13 protein-coding genes and 1 tRNA gene are annotated in these 22,449 nt (G+C 44.4%); 9 read left to right on the forward strand and 5 right to left on the reverse strand.

What is annotated here, in order from left to right:
• Positions 1 to 40: 40 nt before the first annotated feature.
• Both MN202_RS16885 and MN202_RS16890 read right to left on the reverse strand, forming a co-directional pair.
• Positions 41 to 2,218, reverse strand: coding sequence for a M3 family metallopeptidase (locus MN202_RS16885; RefSeq protein ID WP_335737313.1), 2,178 nt, complete (start codon positions 2,216 to 2,218; stop codon positions 41 to 43).
• Between the two features lie 147 nt (positions 2,219 to 2,365).
• Positions 2,366 to 4,282, reverse strand: a complete 1,917-nt coding sequence (locus MN202_RS16890) for an ATP-binding protein (RefSeq protein WP_335737314.1) — start codon at positions 4,280 to 4,282, stop codon at positions 2,366 to 2,368.
• Between the two features lie 167 nt (positions 4,283 to 4,449).
• Between MN202_RS16890 and MN202_RS16895 the strand changes: the two genes are divergently transcribed.
• From MN202_RS16895 to MN202_RS16905, 3 genes are all read left to right on the forward strand, one after another.
• A tRNA-Arg gene (locus MN202_RS16895) sits at positions 4,450 to 4,526 on the forward strand.
• A 140-nt stretch (positions 4,527 to 4,666) separates the two neighbouring features.
• Entirely contained in the window at positions 4,667 to 4,852 is a 186-nt protein-coding gene (locus MN202_RS16900) for a helix-turn-helix transcriptional regulator (protein ID WP_335737315.1), read from the forward strand.
• Positions 4,853 to 5,414: 562 nt separating this feature from the next.
• Positions 5,415 to 6,425, forward strand: a complete 1,011-nt coding sequence (locus MN202_RS16905; protein ID WP_335737316.1) for an SEL1-like repeat protein — start codon at positions 5,415 to 5,417, stop codon at positions 6,423 to 6,425.
• A 795-nt stretch (positions 6,426 to 7,220) separates the two neighbouring features.
• Here the strand turns inward: MN202_RS16905 and MN202_RS16910 are convergent.
• Both MN202_RS16910 and MN202_RS16915 read right to left on the reverse strand, forming a co-directional pair.
• Positions 7,221 to 8,495: a hypothetical protein gene (locus MN202_RS16910; RefSeq protein ID WP_335737317.1), complete on the reverse strand. Its 1,275-nt coding sequence runs from the start codon at positions 8,493 to 8,495 to the stop codon at positions 7,221 to 7,223.
• Between the two features lie 140 nt (positions 8,496 to 8,635).
• Positions 8,636 to 10,768, reverse strand: a complete 2,133-nt coding sequence (locus MN202_RS16915; protein WP_335737318.1) for an endonuclease — start codon at positions 10,766 to 10,768, stop codon at positions 8,636 to 8,638.
• Between the two features lie 566 nt (positions 10,769 to 11,334).
• On the opposite strand from MN202_RS16915, the gene dptF reads away from it, so the two are divergent.
• The 6 genes from dptF to MN202_RS16945 all read left to right on the forward strand — a co-directional run bounded on the left by dptF (position 11,335) and on the right by MN202_RS16945 (position 22,032).
• Positions 11,335 to 12,942 (forward strand): DNA phosphorothioation-dependent restriction protein DptF, encoded by a 1,608-nt coding sequence (gene dptF, locus MN202_RS16920; RefSeq protein WP_335737319.1) that lies wholly within the window; start codon positions 11,335 to 11,337, stop codon positions 12,940 to 12,942.
• Positions 12,943 to 12,946: 4 nt separating this feature from the next.
• The gene (gene dptG, locus MN202_RS16925; RefSeq protein WP_335737320.1) at positions 12,947 to 14,257 is read left to right on the forward strand and encodes a DNA phosphorothioation-dependent restriction protein DptG; all 1,311 of its coding nucleotides are present in this window, start codon (positions 12,947 to 12,949) and stop codon (positions 14,255 to 14,257) included.
• On the forward strand, positions 14,238 to 19,316 hold the full coding sequence (dptH, locus tag MN202_RS16930) for a DNA phosphorothioation-dependent restriction protein DptH (protein ID WP_335737321.1): 5,079 nt from the start codon (positions 14,238 to 14,240) through the stop codon (positions 19,314 to 19,316). The genes dptG and dptH overlap by 20 nt, the downstream gene beginning before the upstream one ends.
• A complete protein-coding gene (locus MN202_RS16935) occupies positions 19,313 to 20,137 on the forward strand; it encodes a restriction endonuclease (protein ID WP_335737322.1) in 825 nt (274 codons plus the stop codon). Before dptH ends, MN202_RS16935 begins: the two co-directional genes overlap by 4 nt.
• A gap of 138 nt (positions 20,138 to 20,275) precedes the next feature.
• The gene (locus tag MN202_RS16940) at positions 20,276 to 20,935 is read left to right on the forward strand and encodes a hypothetical protein (protein ID WP_335737323.1); all 660 of its coding nucleotides are present in this window, start codon (positions 20,276 to 20,278) and stop codon (positions 20,933 to 20,935) included.
• Positions 20,932 to 22,032, forward strand: a complete 1,101-nt coding sequence (locus MN202_RS16945) for a DGQHR domain-containing protein (RefSeq protein ID WP_335737324.1) — start codon at positions 20,932 to 20,934, stop codon at positions 22,030 to 22,032. Before MN202_RS16940 ends, MN202_RS16945 begins: the two co-directional genes overlap by 4 nt.
• A gap of 76 nt (positions 22,033 to 22,108) precedes the next feature.
• Here the strand turns inward: MN202_RS16945 and dndE are convergent, their stop codons facing one another.
• Positions 22,109 to 22,447, reverse strand: a complete 339-nt coding sequence (gene dndE / locus MN202_RS16950; RefSeq protein ID WP_335737325.1) for a DNA sulfur modification protein DndE — start codon at positions 22,445 to 22,447, stop codon at positions 22,109 to 22,111.
• Between the last annotated feature and the right edge of the window lie 2 nt (positions 22,448 to 22,449).

Here is a 22,449-nt window from a genome sequence, read left to right on the forward strand (position 1 = left end):
CTTTTTTAATGCAGGTTTTAGTTAAAACCGGCTTGCGAGCTTAATCTACTTTGGTTTTCAGGCCGCGGCGAATTAACAAGGCGTCTGTGGTTGGCTCCTGGCCACGGAAGGCTTTATAAGACTCCATGGTTGGCCGTGAGTTACCCACCGACAAAATGTTTTTGCGGTAGTTCTGGCCGTTTTCCAGCTTTAAGCCACCCTGGCTTTGCACATAGGCAAAAGCATCGGCCGCTAAAATTTCGCTCCACATATAGGCATAGTAACCCGCTGAATAACCGCCGCCCATTGAGTGCGAGAAAAAGGTCGATTTATAGCGCGGTGGTACGGCGGCTAAATCAACACCGTGCTTTTTCAGCGCAGCAGCTTCAAAGGCATTGACGTCCTGCAGTGGCTCATCAGCAGACAATGAGTGCCATTCCATGTCCAGCAACGCCGCTGACATATATTCCAGCGTGTCAAAACCCTGGTTAAAGCTGCGCGAATTCATCACTTTTTGCAGTAATTCAGCCGGAATAGGCTCACCGGTCTGGTAGTGTTTAGCATAGTTAGCTATGACTTCAGGGTGTGCTGCCCAATCTTCTTCGAAGGTAGACGGAAATTCGACAAAGTCACGCGATACAGAAGTGCCGGCCAGTGTCGGGTATTTCACATCAGAAAACATGCCGTGTAAGCCATGGCCCAATTCATGGAACATGGTGGTTACATGGTCGTAGCTCACCAGCGTCGGTTCGCCGTTAGGTGCCTTAGGAATGTTCATCACGTTAACCACTACCGGCTTTTGGCCTTTCAGATGTGACTGGCCAACGAAATTACTCATCCAGGCACCGCCACGTTTGCCGTCACGGGCAAAGTAGTCGGCATAGAAAATAGCCAGGCTGCTGCCGTCGGCGTCAAACAGCTCGTAGGCTTCTACATCCGGGTGATATACCGGTAAGTCTGGCCGTGGTTTAAAGGTAACGCCGTATAAGCGGTTGAAGGTATAAAACACCCCGTCTTTTAATACCCGGTTAAATTCAAAGTATTGTTTTACTTCGTTTTCATCCAGTTCGAACTTGGCCTGGCGCACAAACTCGCCGTAATATTCCCAGTCCCAGGGTTGCAGCTCAAAATCACCGCCTTTTTGTTTAATCATTTGCTGAATGGCCGCAGCTTCTTTATTGGTGTTGGCTACCACTGCCGGCACCATGCTGCCTAACATATCAAATACCGCCTGTGGCGTTTTCGCCATTTGCGCTTCTAAGCCGTAGCTGGCCCAGTTGTCATAGCCAAGCAGCCTGGCGCGTTCGGCCCGCAGTTGGGCTAAACGGGCAACCAATGGCCGGTTATCGGTTTCGCCGCTTTGCGCCCGGTTAGCCGAGGCCTGCCAAACGCGTTGACGTAATTCGCGGTTATGTAATTGGGTTAATATTGGCTGGCGGGTTGTGTTGGTAATGCTCAGCAGGTATTTGCCTTCATAGCCTGCGTCTTTAGCGGCATTGGCGGCGGCGGTAATTTGTGAGTCAGATAAGCCGTCCAGTTCTGCCTGGGTATCTACAATAACAGCGATTTTTTTTGTTTCAGCCAGCAGGTTTTGCGAGAACTGGTTGGTTAATTTAGAGTGTTCTTCGTTTAACGCGCGGATAGCGGTTTTTTGCTCGTCGGTCAGCTCAGCACCGGCGCGGACAAAGCGCTCGTGATACACTTCAATTAAGCGCACTGCTTCGGCATCCAGCTTAAGTTCGTTACGCTGGTTGTACAGGCTTTTAATGCGGGCGAATAACTGCGGGTTCAGGTTGATATTGTCAGAGTGCGCCGCCAGTTTTGGCGCCATTTCCGACTGAATTTTGCGCCGCTCCGGGTTAGAGTCGGTACCGACCAGATTGTAGAATACGCGCGAGGTGCGGGTTAGCAATTCGCCGCTTTTTTCCAGCGCTACCAGAGTGTTATCAAAAGTTGCGGGCTCTGGGTTATTGGCGATGGCCAACACTTCAACCATATGTTGCTGCATGCCTTCTGCAAATGCCGGCAAGAAATGCTCGTCTTTTATTTCGGCAAAATTTGGCGTTTCGTATTGCAACATGCTTTTACTCATTAGCGGGTTAGTGGTGGTAACCTCGGCGCTGCTGCTTACTTCGGCTGCAGGCTGTTGGTTTACAGTCTGGTTAGGGGCGGTATTGTCAGAACAGGCGGCCAGCGCCAGAGCTGCACCAACCGTGGTGGCGATAAGTGTTTTACGCATTATTCTCTCCCACTAAGATGTCAGGTTTCGTTATAGTTATTGCGTCGAAGCGCAGGCTGCGTCGAGTATGCCAAATTACCGCTCAGAGTCATCCGCTTTGCAGCCAGTGGCCATCAAATTAAGACAAAAACCTGCTCAGGGCAACCGTTAGCCCGGTATTGCACCTGTAATGGGTAAGTCGATGTAGAAGCAGCTACCTTGCTGGGGGGCCGGTTTAAAGCCGATACTGCCCTGCATCTGGTTAATAATGCTGCGGCTTACCGCCAGGCCAAGGCCGGTACCGCTTTGTAAAACACGGTCGGTTTTATCGGTTTGGTTAAAGCGGCTGAACAGCTGCGGTATGCGGTGCTCTGCCACGCCGTTGCCATTATCCTGCACCATTATTCTGGCGTGTTTGCCTTCCTGGCTCAGGCTAAGTTGTACCTGGCCGTTTTCGCCGCTATAGCGCACCGCATTGTGTAACAGGTAACTGACAATCTGCTGCAGCCTGGCGGCATCGGCATTGACGGTTAGCTGCTTGGCGCTATCGTCACCATTAAGCTGCAGTTGTACTGTCGGGTGCAACAAATGGCATTGTTTTATGCATAGCTGTAACAGCGTGTAGAGATCGACTTGTTGCATATCCAGTGACAGAGTGCCGCTGGCGGCTTTTTCCACATCCAGTAAGGATTCCTGCAGTGTCAGTACTTGTTGGCAATTGTTTTTTGCCAGCTGCAGCATGCGTAACTGTGACGAGCTCAGGGTGCCACCGGCGCCAGACATTAATAAACCCAGCGCGCCGGAGATAGCTGCAATGGGTGGGCGCAGTTCATGGCTTACGGTGGAGATAAACTGCTGTTTTAATTGCTCGGCATGTAAATGCGCCGATATATCGCGCAGCACCAGCAGCTGTTTGGTTTGCTGTAGCAGTTGTAGCCGGCTGCGGCTTACCGCCAGTGAAAACTGGCTATTGTCACGCCGGCGGCCACTGGTCAGGTATTCGTTGTGCGCATCTGACGTGGCGCTGTACAGCTCATCCAGCCGTTGTGGTTCGGCCAGTAAAATAGACCAGTGATGGCCGGGCAGGCTGGCAGGAGAGTAGCCAAACATCGGGTAGCAGGACATATTGGCCTGCTCAATAATGCCATCGGGGTCGGTGGTAATAATGGCATCGGCGACGTTATCCATAATGCCGCGTAAATACAGTTTAGTATGCTGTTGCGCTGCCGCACTGCGCCGTAACGATTGGTGCGATATAAACAACCACAGTAATAACGCCAGCAACACCGCTGTACTGCCGTAGCTGATACTGCGTAGCAGCAGTGCGTGATCAGCAGCAGTGGTGCTGGAGCGCAAAGCCATTTGCCATAAGGCGCCGCGCAGGCTGATATCCAGCTGCAGGCTGTCATCAAAAAACAGCCGGTTGTCGCCGTAAAACGCCTGGCCGCTAACCCCCTGTGGCGACACGCCGCGAATGGCAACCTGCACTTCCTGCTCGGTAGTTTGCCGTTGCAGCAGCGCCCAAACCGAGTCGATATCAACGACAGTGCTGATAATGCCCCAATAACTGTCGGCATTCATATATACCGGCACCCGGTAAATAAACGCCGTGCCGCCCTGAATAAGTTGCACCGGGCCAACCAGCCGGGCTTCACGCTGCTCTATAATGGCGGCGATATCAGGCCATTGCTCGGGTAAATCCGGGTAGTACAGATCCAGTGCCTGTTCATTACCCATTAGCGGGTAGATATAACGCAGGGTATTGCCGGGAGCGACGCCAATATTGCGGATATGCCGCGCCTGATGCGCCAGCTCGGGCAATAATAAATGCATCTCGGCCGGCGATATATCGCCATTACGTGCTTGTACATGCGCGGTAAGGCCTATGGTCAGGTACAGCGGAATATTCAGCTCCGATTCCAGCAGCGCCCGTAACTGACCGGCGCTGGCAATTTCATGCCGTAATTGCTGGCCACGGGCTATTTGCCGTTCGTGCTGTATCAGGGTTTCAGTGGTATAGACCGCACCAGCCAGCAACGCCAGTAGCAACATCCATTGCCATATCGGGATTAACTTAGTATCCATACTAACTTTTGGGCACCAAAAACTGAATGAGCTACCACTCTAGCTGCTAGCGCCAAGGCTTGTAAATAACCGATTTATAACTGACTGTTGAAAAAACGCACTGCCAGGCAATAGACAGGCGGCCTAAGGCTGACTATAATGCGCCCTCGCCCAAACAGGCGATGCGTGCACCCGTAGCTCAGCTGGATAGAGCGCTGCCCTCCGGAGGCAGAGGTCATAGGTTCGAATCCTATCGGGTGCGCCATATAAATCAAGGCCTTAGCTGAAAAGCAGGGCCTTTTTTTATGTCTGGTGACCAAATGGTGACCAAGCTGTGACCGGAAGCGCTTTATCCTTGCTAAAGACAAGCATCAAACTGACCTTTGCTCTCTATTAGGATTATTGATGAGGCTTATCAAAATCGCAGAAGTCATGTACAAAACAAGTATGGCTCATTCGACTATTTATAAATATATTGCTTTGGACTTGTTCCCCCGCCCTGTCAAAATTGGTAATAGATCGGTCGCTTGGCTGGAAGAGGATATTACAAACTGGATTCAGTCTAAAGTTGACGAGTCTACAAGGGTTTAACTCTCTCGAATCACCAAATACGTTAAAGATTAAATGTATTAGCTCATATTTGATCTGACAGTTTAGGCGAGAGGTTCGTATCTAACCTGATAGTCAGTTGTGTGTAAAAAGCGGACGCGAACGCTCGTGCAAAGATTGTAAAGAGTGCGAGGTGTGAGAATCACATCTGTGTAATTGTTAACTGCTTTGAGGTTACTTAGACCAAAAAGTGGTCAGCAGTTTTCACATAGCCTGGACGCAAACGGACTAACACATTAGTTGCCGGTGGCTGGCAAGCCAGCTTCGCTTAAGCGTGGCCATTCTTTTCATGGCGTTATGCTCTGACGATCCACTAATCGTATGACGACAAGCAGCAATCTCAGTTTGACAGTCATTGAGAGTAGCTGTATTTTGTTAGCTCGCATGGCTGACCCCATGTCCATAGGCCACCTATGGGAATCAAACAGTCGTAAAAGCGAACAATCTGTAAAACAGAGTAAATGAGGCACATTCCCAACTGGGTTAAGTGACTTTGTTTAGTGGCCTGACATTGTCCAAAACCCCAATTTTGGAGAACGTGCTTATGACCACGAAATCAGCAAACTTGCAAGAATTTACCCTTACAATCCTGGGTAAAAATCGCCATCCGATTCGCCAGAAGGTCTTTGACAGTAAAGACTTCATCTTGCCCGGCACTCGGGTTGGCGTTGAAAACTGTGAGCCTAAAACCCGTAAAGAGAAGATGGTCTCCTGGGTTCAGGCCCCACTGTCTGAGCGGCAAATTGAGATCACGGAAGTGATGGAAGAGCCGAACCCATTCCACCATCTCTCCAAGGCGATTGATACATCCCAACTAACGCTTTCAATTCCTCACAAGGGTATCAAGATCAAGGTCGCAGACTTCCGCGAGGAAGCTCTGAAGGCTGCCCCTAAAGGAACGAAGATAGGCGTGGCTTTGGACATCTACGCCAAAGCGCAGTACGACCGCTCTTATTCTGATCTGGTTAGTGATGCTCGCAACAAGGTGATCGCCCGGTTCAAGGCCGCATTCATGGAGAACCGTGATTACCACCCGATGAGCGATGAGTACCACACTGACAAGGATATTTTCCTGCACCATCCTGTGTGGGCGCCTCAAAGCTCAATTAAGGAATACAAGTCGCTCGCGAAGCAAGGTCATGTGTACTCCCAGTACCTGGCCGGCGTGTTTCTTGCCTCGAACGCCGGTGGCTACAAGGTTGAGTGTGTTGAGTACCTGCTGATGGCGTACGAAAATAAGCAGCCTGAGGCAATGCGCGTACTCGCTGAGTTTCTGAATTTTAAGAATGACTACTACGGGGCGGTGCAATGTGCGCTTCTGTCTGTCGACGGCGGTGATGACTACTCGAAGAAAATTGTTCGTGTAGTGCTTGGCAATACCTCTCACCAGATGATGCAGACGAATCATGGTATAGCTCCACTTAGCTTCGTAATCATTGAGACCCTCCGTGCAAACGGATTCGACTCGATCCTGAGGGAGCATTTCAGCGAGTTCAATCCTGATCCACAGCCTGAAATTCGTATCGCTGGTTTTCTCAAAGGGGGGCGGTCATGAGCGGCGTTCAAATGTGGGATAACAACGGCTCTGACGAAGAGCAGGAAGAGTTTGAGTGCCTAGATTGCGGGTGCACCACATCCGAGGCTGATTTCGAGTCAGTCGACGATGAGCTGAACCAGCAACATCCGCGTTGCCCTGACTGTCAGAGTTCGCACCGGATCTCCCGCGCAATCTGCGACTGTGGTGAACCGGCGACTCACGAGGTTGAGTCAGGGTTCGTTTGCGACGATTGCCATGACCACTATGTCAGCGGGTACATACGGGATTAATGCTTAAGGGGGCGTATATAATTGCTCGCACGCTTCTACATACCAATGAGACTTAGAGCATTCGACTTTCCGGCTCACTTGTCGATAAGCGGTCAGCGCCGGCGAAGGTAGTTGACTTCGCCGGACGGTTACGTTTCAAGACCCATGCGGCATTGCGAACTGCACTCGAAGGACGTGCAATCACTGGAGCAGAAAAGCCCAGTAATGTCCTGTTGGCGCAGAGTCTGCACCAGCTGGCCATCCTTAACAATATTGGGCCAAGTCTTGTACAATGCCTTGGCTATATTGTACGAAATTCCACTGAAAGACATTCATGAGACCTTCAGAGAAAGGCCATTCTTGTCAGTGTCCAGCAAGAGCCATTTAGTTATGAAAAATAAAATATCATAAGGGGCACGGGGCATGACCTGACCCTGAGGTATCCCTTAGGCAAAGCGGCAGCTTTTTCCGGTGCAGCTTCGGCTTTTGTGCAAAGCTGCCTATGCTGCCGGTTCTAATGTATAGTCTTTTACGGGTAAACCTCTTAGTCCTGAGGGTCGCGTGTAAATAAGAATTCTGGTTTTCGACTATCAGTATTAGCTGCACGAGATTGCATAAGTTCTAGAGTATAGAACCCAGACATATTATTTATACTGGCTTGGAATCGATATAGATTTTGAATACCTAAGCCCAGTTGTAAGGAGTAATCCAGACTAACTGAATCACTATCAAATGCTTTGCCTGGCTTTAAGTTACGGAACCACGTCAACTTGGTGCTATTGTTGGCATTCGCAGGTGGGATCATTCCGGAGGATGCGGGAAGTTGTGCGGTACCATGGCAACTCATGCATGAACTGGCAGAATTATCAACAGGACCATTAGCTCTCCCTGCCCAACCTAAAGTTGATGGTGTGCGAACTCCAGATGGAGGATTGGATCGATACTTAACGATTGGTGATAGCTGATTAACCCAGCTCTCGGCAGGTACAGAGGACTTTATATCAGGTAAAAGTTTTGGATCATCTCCCCACATCAAAGACAATGCCCTCAACCGGCGCCAAGGATTCAGGTTGGCAATTGCACTATCGTAATGGAATGTGCCAAATATCCAACCACCTTTTAAAGACCGCTTATCCTTTACGGCAATGTCTATTTGGAGTAACCGAACTTTCGTTTTTTGTATTAATTCAGCTGATTCAGCTTTATCGATATCTGCTACCCACTCCGGAGAGCCGTCGAGAAATGGGACTCTATCATGAGGCGCTGTAGTAAAAAGCAACTTAAAGGAAACTGTTCCTTCAGGGAACGAGGCAAGTTTAGGATTGGGCTTAGTTGGATTATCCCAAACTTGGCCCATTACAAATCCCCCTCTTTCGTCATAAAAACCGACAGCATAGTTACGATATGCTTCTGTTTGAGTTGATGCTAATTCATATGCTCTAGAAGTGCGTTCTCGAGTTAAACCACGAACAAATTCTCTACCATTATTTCCATAGTGTAACCAGGGAGCATGATACCATTTTCGTTTCTTATTGTTCTCAACAACAAAATCGACCTCGACATTTCCTTCATAGCTGTAATCAAGAACTGACCACAAATATCGTTCTGGTTCTTTACGGAAATCTATATGTTCCCACGGAAGTTTCTCTTTTTTAGGAATGCTAGTCGGATAGTCTTGGCTTAACTTAAAGACATTTTTATTCCAATCGGAGGGAGGTTCATAACCAACGTCTGGAAACTTTTGAGCATTCCCAGAAAAAGGAATAGTCAGATTTATTAATACTGCGAATCCAAATTTGTAGAGAAAATTAGTAGTCATATATTTACTCCAACTTGAAATAACGATACGCCAAATTTTAACAAATAAGCATTGTCAATTATTATGAAATATATTTTTTATGTAACTAAAATTTATAATAAATAGTGGGCTGTACTTATTAAGTGTAATTGGCTACATTATTAACTGAAACCAAGTTGAAAACTAATTTTGTTCGCCCATTCAGGGTGGTCGATAAGTGGGTTTCTGTTTCCCTGTATTTCAAAAATTGCTTGGTTTCGATGTTTTTCGTAGTCATCTGGACTTTCAGCGGAGTGCCAATTCAACAATACTTGCAGTCTTTCAACCTGAAGTTCTCTTTTCTCATCTCCAATAACACCGGGATATCGGAGTAGAAAATATAGAGTGGCGCGAGCAACAGCTCCTTTTCCTGAAGTTGGTTCAAACTTATCAGGCCCGTCACGGCGACCACATGAATCACGCAACGCTTCCTCATAATCTAGAAAATCATAGTATGGGATGTTACTACGAAAGCTGTTACAGGCACTTTCACAAGCAAAAAGATGGTGTAAGTCTCCCTTCATTGGTTCCCTTTTTGCAAACCAAGACTGCGGAACCACATGTTCACAATTATATGGTAAAGATGACTCTAAAAAATCAAGCTCTCGCACTAAAATATCTTCAGAAACAGACAGTTCATTGTTCAAGAATTCTTGAAGTTTTGCAGTTCGTATCTTATTGATCTGCTGGTCTGCTAAGATAAATTCCTTGGCATCAAATGATTTACCTGAATAAATGCTTCGGAGCTTACGATCTGGATGAAGATCTACCCAAGGGTAAACATGGATCGCAGGCTTATAATTAACTTTATTTCTATGTGTTGACTTCAGTAGGCGACTTAACTCTAAAAATAATTGGTCAGAATCAGCAGTGACGTCTACTTTTGAGTAATAGCGTTGCTGATCTTCTTTATCTGTGTTCTCTTGATAATACACACGTGAGCTTGATTCATCGAACTTAGACAGTGCGTCCTCTAAGTCTCTATCGACTGTTGGAGATATAAGTTGTTTAACTTGTGCCGGCATTAACATTGATCTTGGTGTGGCATAGTTGCCCAGAGGATTAACTTCGCCAATATTGATACTTACTATAAGCGGTATCTCCCAAGATGCCGACTTACTTATGTCTGTAATACTTGAAACGCGACGTTCTTCTATACAATCAGCCTTATCAAGAGAATATTTCGGCGATTCCATTATGGACGAATGTTTTCCAGCAGTTGTATGGAGGGGCAAACTGAAAAGTTCGTCGCGCAACAAATTCTTATTATAGCCCAACGAAAGTCCTTTAATATGATTTACAATACTACTTATACGTACACCTTCATTTGCTATCCAAGCAATTCTGTGCTCTCCCATTTCAGGTGTCCACATCCTGTTATCATGGGTTAGAATATTACCGGCAGAATCACGCTTAGGAACTCCCGAATGGTGCAGTGCAACAACTTCCCACTGATCATTAAACACTGGAGATCCAGAAGAGCCTGGTGCAGTGTCCGTGTGATAATGAACAAAGTCATCTAGCTCATCAATAACTTGGTTCTCTCTAAGTGCGATCTGTTTCGGTTCACCATTGGGGTGCTGAATAATATTAACCCATTCACCTACTATTAGTTTGCCTTGGTCTTCGATAAGTTGAATCCACCCATATCCTCGAAGCGTTGTGTTCTCTCGAACAGCCACCAACGTGTAATCTAGATGCTGGTCCGTTGCAAAAAATTCGTCTGGTATAAGTTCAATTACGTGAGGCTGAAGCATTTGCCCATCCTCACCGATTTCAAAACTAAACTCAGCTTTACTTCGTTGAGCCACAGATGCACTAGATAGGACATGGTTGTTAGTAAGCATGAGTCGTGGAGAGACCATAAATCCTGTTCCGTATCCTATTGATATTCCTTGCGGAGATTTAATCTGAATTCGCGCTACTGCTTTAGCTGCTCGGATTCCAAGGTGAAAGAACCGAATAGATAAAAGATCGTTTGTTCCTAAAACTCGCTCGAAAGCTGCAGGATCTGCTGGGTTTGATGCCGCGGCTATGTAAGGGGGAAATGGAATACCTTCTGCAAGCAAAATTCGTGCTATGCGACTATCAAAGCTAAGTCGTGAAATCCGATTGTCAATTAGTTCAGGAGAATTTGCGTCAAAAATAAGACCAGCTTTCAGATTGGATTCTAAGTTTTTGCGAGTAATTTCTCTGGTTTTAAAGCGAGCCTCAGTTGCAGAAACAACCGTATTTATGAAGTCTATTTTTTCCATATATAGCCCCATTTTGAGAAGTAGTTTAGTATCGTTTTATCGTGCCCCCAGATACTTCGGCTCTATACTTCTCAGATATTATGAGTCTACTGCGGGTGTAGCCAATAATTACTGTAGTAGCTTTACTCAACATTTCCAATTATTCATCGTTTTATTCACTATTCATATTATTAAAGTGGCTAGGTATATGTGGGAATACCAGTGATACTGTGTTTGAGACTAAAATCGAGCGTGTTCACTTCATCCTCAGACCACATATTATAAATAGTTAGTACTTTTTCGTACTTTTAACAACGTGCTTTTTGCAATGACCTAGCGTTCATCAAGCATGCCGGCTTCGCAAGTTTTTATGTGCTCATGACACTTGTTACAACTTGGTATTTTAGAGATTCGGAAGACTCCTTAGCTGTGAGATAAAACGTCTGAGTACGGAATGTCATCTTTAATATGAGCTTTGTAAGCAAAGTTTGACCCTTGCCCTAAGTACCTTATATGGTAAAGTGATGTAATGCTGTTTACCAGGGAGCGGTAACAAAGTCGCTCAATTCAACAAGGTAGCTTAATATATGCGGCTTAGAGAAGTTCTTGGAGTACTTTCTAAATCCTCTCCTTATGCAGTTAAAACCGAGCGCGAACTTGCGTTGGCAAACAGTTTAGATGCTGTTAAAAATTACCTGTATGTTGCTACAGATATAGAGGCTGATTTTCATGATCACTTGAAATCGATTAGCTACGGCGAGAAAAAGATCATTTTCTTATGCGGTAGCAGCGGTGATGGTAAGTCAGAAATACTCACTCGCTACTCTAAGCAGTATCAGCACAAAGCGCATTTTCACCTCGATGCTACTCACAGCTTTAGCCCACAAGAAACTGCGATTGAACGGCTTGATAAAGTGTTTGCTGACTACGAATCAAATAGTCTGGCGCTGGTCGTAGGCATAAACACCGGTATGCTTGGCAATTATTCGGAAGAGGGAGCGAACGATAAAATAAAAAATGCCGTAAAAAGTTTCCTGCAAAAACTGCCCTTACATAACGAATTTGTGTTTCTCGATTTTGAGCAGTACCCCAAGTTTAAGTTGGAAACACACCGCTATAGCTCAAAATTTACCGAGCAACTTTTAAAACGCATCACTGCCCAAGACGACAACATCATCCGCCAGTACTTTGATAAAGAGCGAGCGCTACCGGATGCTGACACCGTGCTGTGTCAGAACTATGAATTACTGTCTATTCCGTCTGTGCAGCGAATAGTCGTTGAGTCATTGTTTAAAGCCAGGTTAATGAAAGACCAATTCTTGACGGCCCGTGCACTACTTGATTTTGTTTATCACTTATTTTCCGGTGATAACTATTTGTCCGAAAATTTGTTTACCTGCAGCGAAAGTGAAATTGTCGCTAAGATCGCAGATTTTGATCCAGCACTGCTACGAACGAAACTAATTGACCAGTTTGTATTAGGTCACAAGCTCAGCATTGAAGAGCCGGTGTTCGAGGAGTTTAAGCAGTCTTTGAGATCTATGGGCTTTGATTTCAGAAAATTACGCTCGCCAGAGAGCATTATCCGCCTGTTTTATCTGTTGCAACATGAAGATATTGGCAACAAGTATCACCATCGTTTTAGGGCTGATTTTAACGACAGCCTGTTGGATAAATACGCAACTATATGGCGGTTACACAACACATCCGAGCGAGATGATGCGAAACAAGAGTTAAAGAAGTTTTACCGCGAAGTGCTGCTCACTGCTATTAGTAAGTACAACAATCGGAATGCACCGCAGTTAGGAAAGGACGAGTTATTACTCACCACACGCGGCGGTTTTCATATTGCTGCTCAGGTGGATGTAAAGCAAGACAATACCGCGATTAAACTGGAAGCTGCCGCTGAGTCTGAGCATGTTGGCTATTTCCATGCTTGTCTTAAAGTTGATGAACAACCGTTACATAAAATGGCGGTCAACATTAACTTGTTTGGATTGTTGCATCGCATTTGCGAAGGTTACCAGCCAAATAAACATGATAAAAACGCTGTGGTATTGCTTGATGAGCTGGTGGAAGAGCTGCATAGCATCGCCAGCAAAGCGAAAACGCTTTACATACTGCGAGGCTCTAGCCGTTATCGTCTGTATAACGCCGACGGTGATGGCAGTGAACTAGAAGTGAGCGGAGGCTAAGCAGGTGAATTTAAGCACGAAATTAGAAGTCTCAAAAAATTACCTGAATACGTTTTTTCCGCTCAGAACTAAAGCTGAACGAAGAGAGCTAGATTGGGACAGTATTCTTGGCCGGGTTATCTCAGAAGTTTATCGTAAGCAACTTGCGGTAGAAAATTTGTCTGAGTTTCAGGCGCTCTGTGAGCAGGAGTTTAGACAGCGGCTAGATGATGAAGCGTTTTGGCCGGTGTTGAAAGCAATGTATTTTGATACAGCAGATGTACTAAAGATTGCGCCTGAGTTTTTGTTATTTCGTTCTGAAGAGGCTGAAGATAATAAGCATAACCAACGTATTGGCGATATGTTTGTCAATTTGCTTGGCGGTAAAACCTTGCTGAACTTGTCGCCAATGCGGCTAAATTTTATTGAGCAAATCCTGTTTGACGTGCTTGAGAATAAAGCACTTAAGCCTGAAGCGAAGATGAAAAAAAGGTCGTTTAAAGAGCAGCCATATTTACCTTTTCTGGCGCACTGCTTTAAAAATGATCTAACGTTTCTGGGCTCCAAGCCGCGGTATCTGCTGGACAGCTTCCAAGACTTTTTGCGGCTTTATGGCTTTTTATATACCAGCCAGTTAGCGCATAACTTAATTAACTGGTCAGAAGGCGAACCTAAGCCTTGCCCTAATTACTTAATACTCGACACGGAAAAAGCCAGTGCCGAACGAAAACAACTGAAAGTATCGGGTTATCAGCAGTTATATAAACACGTCCAACGTATTTTCCCTTATCTGACCATGGCTGAAATGCTACAAGCGGGGCGTGACGAAGTGCGACCTTTATGGATGCTGGCAGACAGTATTCGCAACTTTGAACCAGCTACCACGCTGCTAAATGAGTTTGCTCAGTCTTTTAAAAACGATCGGCAGTTGATGAAAGTGCAGGTATACGATCAGTCAGACAGCATTTCGGCTTTACGGCAGGTCCTTAAGTTATCGGTAGAACAGTTTAAGACTGGCAATCAAGGAAAAGATGACATCAACAGCAATTTTGCCAAGGCAACACTAGATCACTTGTGTAACGATTTTATCCAGCAGCGCGGCGCGGCGGGTTCTGTGTTGGTAATGAATCAGGATTACCTGCTATTGCTAACAAACCTGGTTATTGGCAGTAACGAGTCATTACGTTTGAATGAATTGATTAAAGGCTTTAACCAGCGCGGTGTGTTTTTTGATAAACAAAGCCAGGCTGAAATCGTTCAGTTCTATGAGCGTATCGGCAACGTTGAGCGCATGAGTGATAGTGGAGATGCAGTGTATGTCAGAAAAACAGTTTGAGAGCTTTCTGGTTGAGCAGTTAATCAGCCGTTGCCAAAGCGAGCTCAAAGCCGGTTTTCGCTATCAGTTTAAATCGCCGGACGGCCAGAATAGCCGTTTATTGATAGATGTATTATTAGCAAATCAAACGGCAAGCATCACTGACATAGCAACAGACTTGCCCTATATCCAAATAGGCTCGGTGAAGTTAATTCCTGTGCTGCACGCTGATAATGAGCAAGGTTTTACTGAAAACTATATCTCACGCTTGCGTGATATGGTCGCAGGGCAGCAAGGCGATTTTGCTGAAGCAGCACTACTTATTGTGCACAATAGTATGTTGGATACCCTGATAAACTCTGCTGAAGATCTTGCTCAGCCAGGCAAGGTATGGCACCCCTTCACCTTAAAAGAGCAGCTCAAAACATTAATTAACCCGCTGGACAAACAGCGTACAGTCTCAGAAACCTTACTCGACCTGGTATATGAGCAAATTGTTGATAACGGTGGCACCGTATTCGGTTTCAACAAGCTTTATGGCGCTATTTTAGATGGTGATTTAAGGTTTGATGAATTAGGCCTATTGCCGGATAACGATTTAAAGCGCTACGAAAATCAGAAAGAACAAATTCAAAAGCGCTTGGAAGAAAACCAGCGGTTGCACGAACGTATCGCGCAAATTACAGAGCGTTTTCCTGGTGAGTTAGTTGAAAAGCTCGGTGAGTTGGATTTTGGTGAAAAGTTTATTGAGGAACATTTTTCTGAACCCGATCGTTGGCGTGAAACGTTGGAGCTCGGCGCGTGTTTTGAAGAGCAAAAGAAAAACCGCAAAGCTGGTTTAAGTCTTGAAACTGAAGAGTCTGGTTTAACCGTTGATTTAACGGGTAGAGATAAAGCAGCGACCAAAGCCGGCAAGCGTGAGCGGCATTTAATTCTGGCACTGCACGAGGGAGAAACGAACGCTGACTTTGAGTTGGTATTCATAGGCGATGCGGTTGAAAAAGATCAAATAGACGTTAAAGACGCATCCGAGGATAAAGTTAAGCTATCAGGAATTAATAACGCAGGCGGAAAACGCAGCCGGGTAAAGTTTAGCTGTATAGATATTACCGCACCGGTGTTTTGCTTTATCCGGTTAAATCGTGAAAACACGGGCGAGCGTTATAGCTTCAAAATTGTGATCTTACCGGCATCAGATTTCCCACTGGAAAACATTGCTCATAGTTTTCTGGTGCAAGTTAAACAGAAAAAACTGTTACTGCAAATGGATGAGAATCAGCTACGGATTTCTGATTACTCTGCGACTGCAGAGCTGCAGCAACCTGGGCAGGTTTTCGATTGTGCTGACATTGGCGTAATAGACTTCGAAACTATGGCGAATGAATCGGCCGAGATTGGGTTTACCGTTAAAACCAATAGCTACAACCTCGATTTTGAGGTCGAGGGTGCAGTAGCCTCAGATGCACTGAGTTTGCCACTGTTGCTGGATACCGAGCGCTACCCGCGTTTATTTGATGCCAGCTACTTTGGCGTATTTAACAAAAGCAAAAACAAAATCATCCTCGACAATCAAGAAGTCGCACCTAAAGGGCGACGACTAACGATCTTGCAATGGGAGTATCAGCTGGTAAGCGAGCAACTGCTGTACCGACATGATGAGGCAGAGCGTAACCTAAACGCCGCTGATCTGAATCAGTATCCAGAACTTGCTCAGGCTTATTGCGCATTGCTGCTTGAATTAAACAAACGCAAGTGCTTACCGTCGTTATCCGGTTGGGATGCGCAGTATATTGAGCTGGTGCGCCAGGTTGTCAGTGCTTTTGCGCAAGCCACGGCCGAAATTGCAAAAAACGACGTGCTTAGCAAAGAGCAAAAGCAGTTAATGCAAATCGGTTTTGCCCAGTTTGACGGTGCTGAATACATAACCCCTATGCACCCAATGGTACTGGCATACTACCTTTACCTTGCCGAACAGATGCTGGCCGACAAGCAACAGGCACAAAGCTTTGCTGATTTACCGCGCATTACCAAAGAGCGGTTAAATCCACAGGGGTTAATGCCGTATTTGTATCATCCCAGGCACGATTTCAGCTATGTGCAGGCAGAGCGTGATAATAGTTTCTGGTTGCAGCTGGTGCCGCAGCAAGATACCAGTTTTAGCTACGTGCGTAAGCTGGTGTTTGAAAAAGCTACCGAGTTTCAGGCTGCCTTTAGCATGCTATTCAGTTGCGGACCCAGGGCTAAACTGTTGATTAATTCTGTAAACAATCACGACAATACTGATTTGTTTATGGGGTTAGTTGATCTGGTTAAAACGTTAAAAGACAAAGTGCCTTATATCCATGTTTGTCTTTACGACGACGAGCTGATGTACAACGAGTTCGACCGTTTTGCTGACATGGGTAAACACGAAGAGTTAAAACAGCGCTATGAGCTAACAAAAGGTAAAGCTAAAGAATACGCTGATTTAGTCGTTGATTTACTACGTACACGGCTGACCTACAGTAAGTTTGATAACCGTAGCGCGGATGAACAGCAGTATGCGCATATAAGCTTCTTTCGCAACAATCAGCGGGTAGAGCGTACCGATGTCGATCCGGCCAAGGAGCTCAGCGGTGTGGTATGTAACGGCTTAATTGCAGGTGAGGCTGCCGCCAATAAGCAAGATAGTTACTTTACCGCCTTCGGCTTAAAAGGTGTGGACACGACTAACCTGCCACATTTGCAGCTAGCGCAGCAGTATAACCGATTAGTGAAACCGGCATACAAAGCCAATGAGCAACACGGCAAGGCGAAATCTACTGCCTTAGCGGTGAACGATAGCTTCCGCAGCTTGTTAGAGCGCTCTTATGACTCGTCTATCTGGACTTGTATTATTGATCCTAAAGTTACTTTGGACTTTTTTGAGTCATCTAAAGATGTCGTGCTTATTCACTACTCCGATAATTACACCAATTCCACCAACTACGATGCGATAACGCTGACCAAGCAAACTGATTTATACCGCAAGGTGCTTGAGCGCGATGAGAAAGGCGGCCATATCGAAGAGTTCAACGCTTTTAACGGCGAATGGCTGTTGAAGATGATTACCGATAATTCCAATGAGCGTAAAGCCAAACGGGGCATTATCGGTGCATATAAATATATCAACTGCTTGCTGGCGCACTCTGATATTACCTGGATACCGTTGTCGGTCGCCGAGATGATCCGCGTAGCAGGCAATATTGGTCTTAAAATCAGCGAGTCGGACTTTTCGCGTACCGTGCAGGGTTTCAAACAAGGTCCGATATCTGACGATGTACTGTTTGCAGGTTTTAAAGATGACAAACTGTATTTATTGCCGGTCGAAGTAAAAACCGGCAAACGGCAAACACACAGCAAAGGCTTTTTACAGGCTCTGGAGTTAAAACGTTACCTTTCCGAAGATCTGCTGGGCAAGCCAGACTTGGCCGGCTTGCTTTACCGTGGCTTATTTGCCCGGCAGGTATTAATGCAGGTAGAAAAATACAAGTTGTATAACCTGTATGACGACAATTACTTTGATGAACTAACAGACAGACGTGAATGGTGGCTGCAAGGCGAATATCAGCTGGGTGAATTAGCTGATTACCCTAAAGGTTTCTTGTTCGTGAACGTTGAAGACGGCACTTTCTTTGATGCCTGCTACGGTGAAGAGCAAGACATTCTTAAAATTGAATTGCCCAGTGGTTGGCTCGGTGATCTTATTCGCCAGCCGTTAAAAAACATGCTTGCTAACGCAAGTAGCGAAACCTTGTTCAGGGTGCCCGCCCAGTATTTGCTAAAACCACAAAGCGTGAAAGTTAAAATTGTAGAACAACCTGAGCAGAGTGGCATAAAACCTCAACAAGCTGCAGAGCAAATTGATCCACTTAAAACTATTGTAGAAGCGCCATCAATTGAAGTGGCTAGCCCAGCACCAATCAAGACCACTGACGGGCCTCTAAAAGTGCTGTTTGGTAATGACGCCAGAACCGAGCAAGCGCTGTACTGGGAGCCAACCAATACAGCACGCTTTATGAATACCAACACCGGTATTATCGGTACCATGGGCACAGGTAAAACCCAGTTCACCAAAGCAATGATCACGCAGCTATATCGCAACCAGCATAACAACGTGAACAGTGCGCCAATAGGTATGCTGATTTTTGACTATAAATCAGATTATGTCGACGATGCTTTCATCAAGGCAACTCAGGCTAAAAAGTACAATCTCTATAAGCTGCCTTATAACCCGTTAAGTCTATTCGGTGATACGCCGATGCTGCCGGTACACACTGCTCGGGCTTTTTCCGAGACGATGGGGAAAGCCTTTAACCTGGGGCCTAAGCAACAATTAAAACTCAGACGGTTAGTTGGCGACGCATATGAGTTAGCGGGTATCAGCAAAAATGACCCAAATACCTGGCTGCGGCCAGCACCAACTATTAAGGATGTTTGGGCACTATTTGAAGAAAGCGAGCCAGCAGAGGATTCCTTGTTCGCTGCGCTGGAAAGTCTAAATGAACTTGAAGTGTTTGAAAGCGACAACAGCAAATGCCTCAGCCTCTACGATTTAATAGATGGTATTACTGTTATTGAGCTTGCTAAGTATCCGCCAGAGGTGCAGAGCTTAGTAGTCGCCTTGACGCTGGACTTGTTTTACTCCCAGATGCAGAAATATGGTAAGCCAGCTGTTCAAGGAGACTTCAGGCAAATTACTAAAGTTATCTTAGTCGATGAAGCAGATAACTTTATGTCACAAGATTTTTCCAGCTTGCGGCGGATCATGAAAGAAGGCCGCGAATATGGTGTTGGTGTGGTGCTATCAACGCAGGATATTACCCACTTTAAAACCGGCGAGAATAACTATGCTTCGTACATTCTCACCTGGGTAATCCACCGCGTGGCCGAGATCCGCAATGCTGATATCAAAGCCATTTTTAATGTCGATGATAAAGGCGAGCAAGAGAATTTAATGGAAACCATCCGCAAGCTGGAAAAGCACTTCAGCTTGTATATAGATGGCAAGAAGACACTAACAAAAATGCGTGATAAGGCGTTTTGGGAATTACTGCAATGACGATAGTTGAAGCCATAAAAACAATTTTAGCTAAATTTAAGGACGGTTTACCGTATACGGAAATTTATAAAAAAATTGTTGAGCAGAAATTATACGAGTTTGGGGCGAAAGATCCTCAAGCAATAGTAAGAGCTAAATTAAGACAACACTGCTATGGCGTTGAATACCCGTCCGCAAGTCCGACTAAACACTTTGTTTCCGATGGAGGGCGAGGTAATCGAGCCCTATATAAAATATGGGATGGCCAGGAAAGATTAAATCCTAAGAGCTCAAATATGAAGCCTTCAGGAAATGAACTGCCTGAAGAGTTGATACATCAGTTTCACAAGAATCATATAGATAATATTAGAAATCAAATAATGGATGGGATCTACAATTCTGACCCCGGTTTCTTTGAAAAGCTTGTACTAAAGTTATTGGGTAGAATGGGGTTTGGATGGGACAAGGATAAGTCGGCATTTCACGTCGGCGGTCCAAATGACAGGGGGATAGACGGCGTTATCTACGAAGATCAACTTGGTCTTGAGCGAGTCTATATCCAGGCTAAACGATATGGAAAGAGTAATGGTGTTGGTAGCTCAGAAGTACAGCGCTTTATCGGGGCTATGAATACTAAAAATGCAAATAAAGGAGTATTCATAACGTCATCTTACTTTACAGATGGGGCTATAAATGAGGCGAAAGATGCGAGAAATATAAGTTTGGTTCTGATAGATGGTGAAAAACTAAGTAAACATCTTCTTGATAATGGCTTAGGCGTATCTGTAGCTGAAACTTATAAAACTTATACTATTGATTCGGATGCTTTCAAAGATAGTTGAGTTGTGAATGTCAGTGTTCATGATGATTAGAAAGAATGAAAGCATGTAAACAATTCCTGAGCTGGAATGGCTTGTGGCTTTTACATTGATGGTAATAATCTTGATAAGAATTAATGGTAAATCATTTTGGAAATTAGAATGAAAAATAAAAATGTATTTTATTATATATTGAAGTCGATTAGTAAGTATTATTCTATACCAATAGCAATAATTGGCTTTGGTCTTACAACTTTATCATCTCTTGGTGTTTCACTTGATTATAAGTTTTCTTTTTCTGTTTTTTTGGCAACTTCTTTGATTATGACGTTTGTTATTATTCTTCTCATAATTTCCTTAAATATCTGTGTAAGGGAAGTTGATTACCTTAGTCGCGTAAGTTATGACTTTGGTGCACTACCTAAAGTCATAAGTATCACGCATGATGCGCAGAGTGATTACACAAAGATTCTTCTCGATGCGAAAGGTGATAGTTATCTTGAGAAAGACTATTTGGCTTCGATTATGTTTAAATCTGGCGATAGTAGCGTATGTGAGATAGCTGTCGGAGTTATTAATAATATACAACCAGATGGAAAAGTTGTCGTTTTTGTAGAGCCTATATCAAAATATGCCGATTCTTGGAAAAGTATCACAGACAAGCCTGAAGATTTTTATGATAGGCTTTTTGCAAAAACTCTTATTCACAAGGATTATTACAAGAGATCGCTTTATGAAGATTTAAGGGAAATACCAGAAAGGAAACTTCAAGAAAAATATGACAGGGTGAAGAGCGTTGCTGATGGAGAAATAAAGTTATGATTCTTTCTTACATAAGGTTCGATCAGCCAATAGGTTCTTTCTATATGTCATCTATGAAGGCAAGTGACATAGGAAAAATAATGATTGTTAAAAGTCGAGAGGAGGGCACAGGAGTACAGCGAAAAGAAAATAAACAAAGAATAAAAGAAATAGCTGATTACTGTCGGGATCCAGATGCGACATTCCCGACGCCAATAATTATGTCTGTCAGGTCTGAAGATTTTATATTTTGCTTGGGTGACAATGAGTACTCATCGCTATTTAAAATTATGGAAAAGCCAGAAATGGCAGAAGTGCTGGATGGCCAACACAGAATATATGGTATTCTAGAATCAGGTAAAGCTGATATTTTTAATTTGCCCATCATTTTCGTTTTTGATGTCAGTGAGGAAGATAAGGCATATATATTTTCTATTATAAATAGTAAGCAAACTAAAGTACCATCATCATTGATTTATGATTTGTTTGGTGTTTCTGAAGGGCGCAGTCCTCAGAAAACATGTCATGAAATAGCAAGGATGCTGAATTCTACAGATGAATCACCATTTTATCTAAGGTTAAAGATGCTTGGTACAGGTGGTGGTGAACATGCTTCTTTATCGCAGGGGTCGTTTGTGAAAAGGCTAATGAAGCTAATCACAAGTAAAAGCGATAGATATTTAATTGATATCAAAAATGATGTTGACCTTGAAAGTGAAGATCTGCCTTTCAATAGCTATTTTATTAGAGGTCAAGATCAAGTTATTTTTAAAGTTATTTTAAACTTATTCAATGGAGTAAGGAGAGTTTTCCCAGACGAATGGGATAAACCACGCGAGTACATTCTGTCCAAAGCTATTGGGTATGGGGCTGTAATGCTTGCACTTCCGGTAATATTTAAGATGGGTATTTCTATCTCTAATCTGTCGGAGCGGTTTTTTACAGAGATTTTTTCTCATTTTAAAGATCACCTAGCTGAAAATAATTTAATGTTAACTTCAAAGTATTTCAGTTCAAATGAGCAGTCTGTAAAAAGGCTGTCTGAAGAAATATGTAACTCTATTAAAAATATAGATTTAGGTGATTTAGATCGGAAACTCAAAGAAACAGACATTTAACGTGCTCTAGTTGAGTTGTCTGGCGATTTCGCAGGCACATACTATGTTTTTTAACTTGCTTCCTATGCGAAATTTTTTAAATGGACTTATTGTAAAGGTTTATTCCTCTATTAATGTGAAGCTTTACAAACAAAGACAGCTCAATTTCACCAATCACATTAGTCTGTTTTTTATACGCTGTTTTCAGGATAGCTAAATACAGTTCAGCGTACTCACCAGCGAAGGTTTTCCAAGTCATTTCAACATTACTATCCGAAGGAATATCTTCCTTCGGTGGTACTGTTGGGTCGGCCAGAGACATGCATAGCGCCCAGCGACAAAGCACGTTCCAGTTATCTATGCCAGTTTTGCGCTTCAGAATAATTAACTGCTGCTTTTGCTTTTCGGATAAACGAATAATGTCGATGCTTTGCATAG

The organism is Rheinheimera muenzenbergensis, from assembly GCF_036984005.1.
GTDB classification, from domain to species: domain Bacteria; phylum Pseudomonadota; class Gammaproteobacteria; order Enterobacterales; family Alteromonadaceae; genus Alishewanella; species Alishewanella muenzenbergensis.

Bases quoted from the DNA above. Each gene is read 5' to 3' on its own strand.
- MN202_RS16940 (WP_335737323.1), top strand. From the start codon at position 20,276: ATGAAAAATAAAAATGTATTTTATTATATATTGAAGTCGATTAGTAAG.
- MN202_RS16905 (WP_335737316.1), top strand. From the start codon at position 5,415: ATGACCACGAAATCAGCAAACTTGCAAGAATTTACCCTTACAATCCTG.
- MN202_RS16910 (WP_335737317.1), bottom strand. From the start codon at position 8,495: ATGACTACTAATTTTCTCTACAAATTTGGATTCGCAGTATTAATAAAT.
- dndE (WP_335737325.1), bottom strand. From the start codon at position 22,447: ATGCAAAGCATCGACATTATTCGTTTATCCGAAAAGCAAAAGCAGCAG.
- MN202_RS16915 (WP_335737318.1), bottom strand. From the start codon at position 10,768: ATGGAAAAAATAGACTTCATAAATACGGTTGTTTCTGCAACTGAGGCT.
- dptF (WP_335737319.1), top strand. From the start codon at position 11,335: ATGCGGCTTAGAGAAGTTCTTGGAGTACTTTCTAAATCCTCTCCTTAT.
- MN202_RS16945 (WP_335737324.1), top strand. From the start codon at position 20,932: ATGATTCTTTCTTACATAAGGTTCGATCAGCCAATAGGTTCTTTCTAT.
- dptH (WP_335737321.1), top strand. From the start codon at position 14,238: ATGTCAGAAAAACAGTTTGAGAGCTTTCTGGTTGAGCAGTTAATCAGC.
- MN202_RS16900 (WP_335737315.1), top strand. From the start codon at position 4,667: ATGAGGCTTATCAAAATCGCAGAAGTCATGTACAAAACAAGTATGGCT.
- MN202_RS16885 (WP_335737313.1), bottom strand. From the start codon at position 2,218: ATGCGTAAAACACTTATCGCCACCACGGTTGGTGCAGCTCTGGCGCTG.
- MN202_RS16890 (WP_335737314.1), bottom strand. From the start codon at position 4,282: ATGGATACTAAGTTAATCCCGATATGGCAATGGATGTTGCTACTGGCG.
- MN202_RS16935 (WP_335737322.1), top strand. From the start codon at position 19,313: ATGACGATAGTTGAAGCCATAAAAACAATTTTAGCTAAATTTAAGGAC.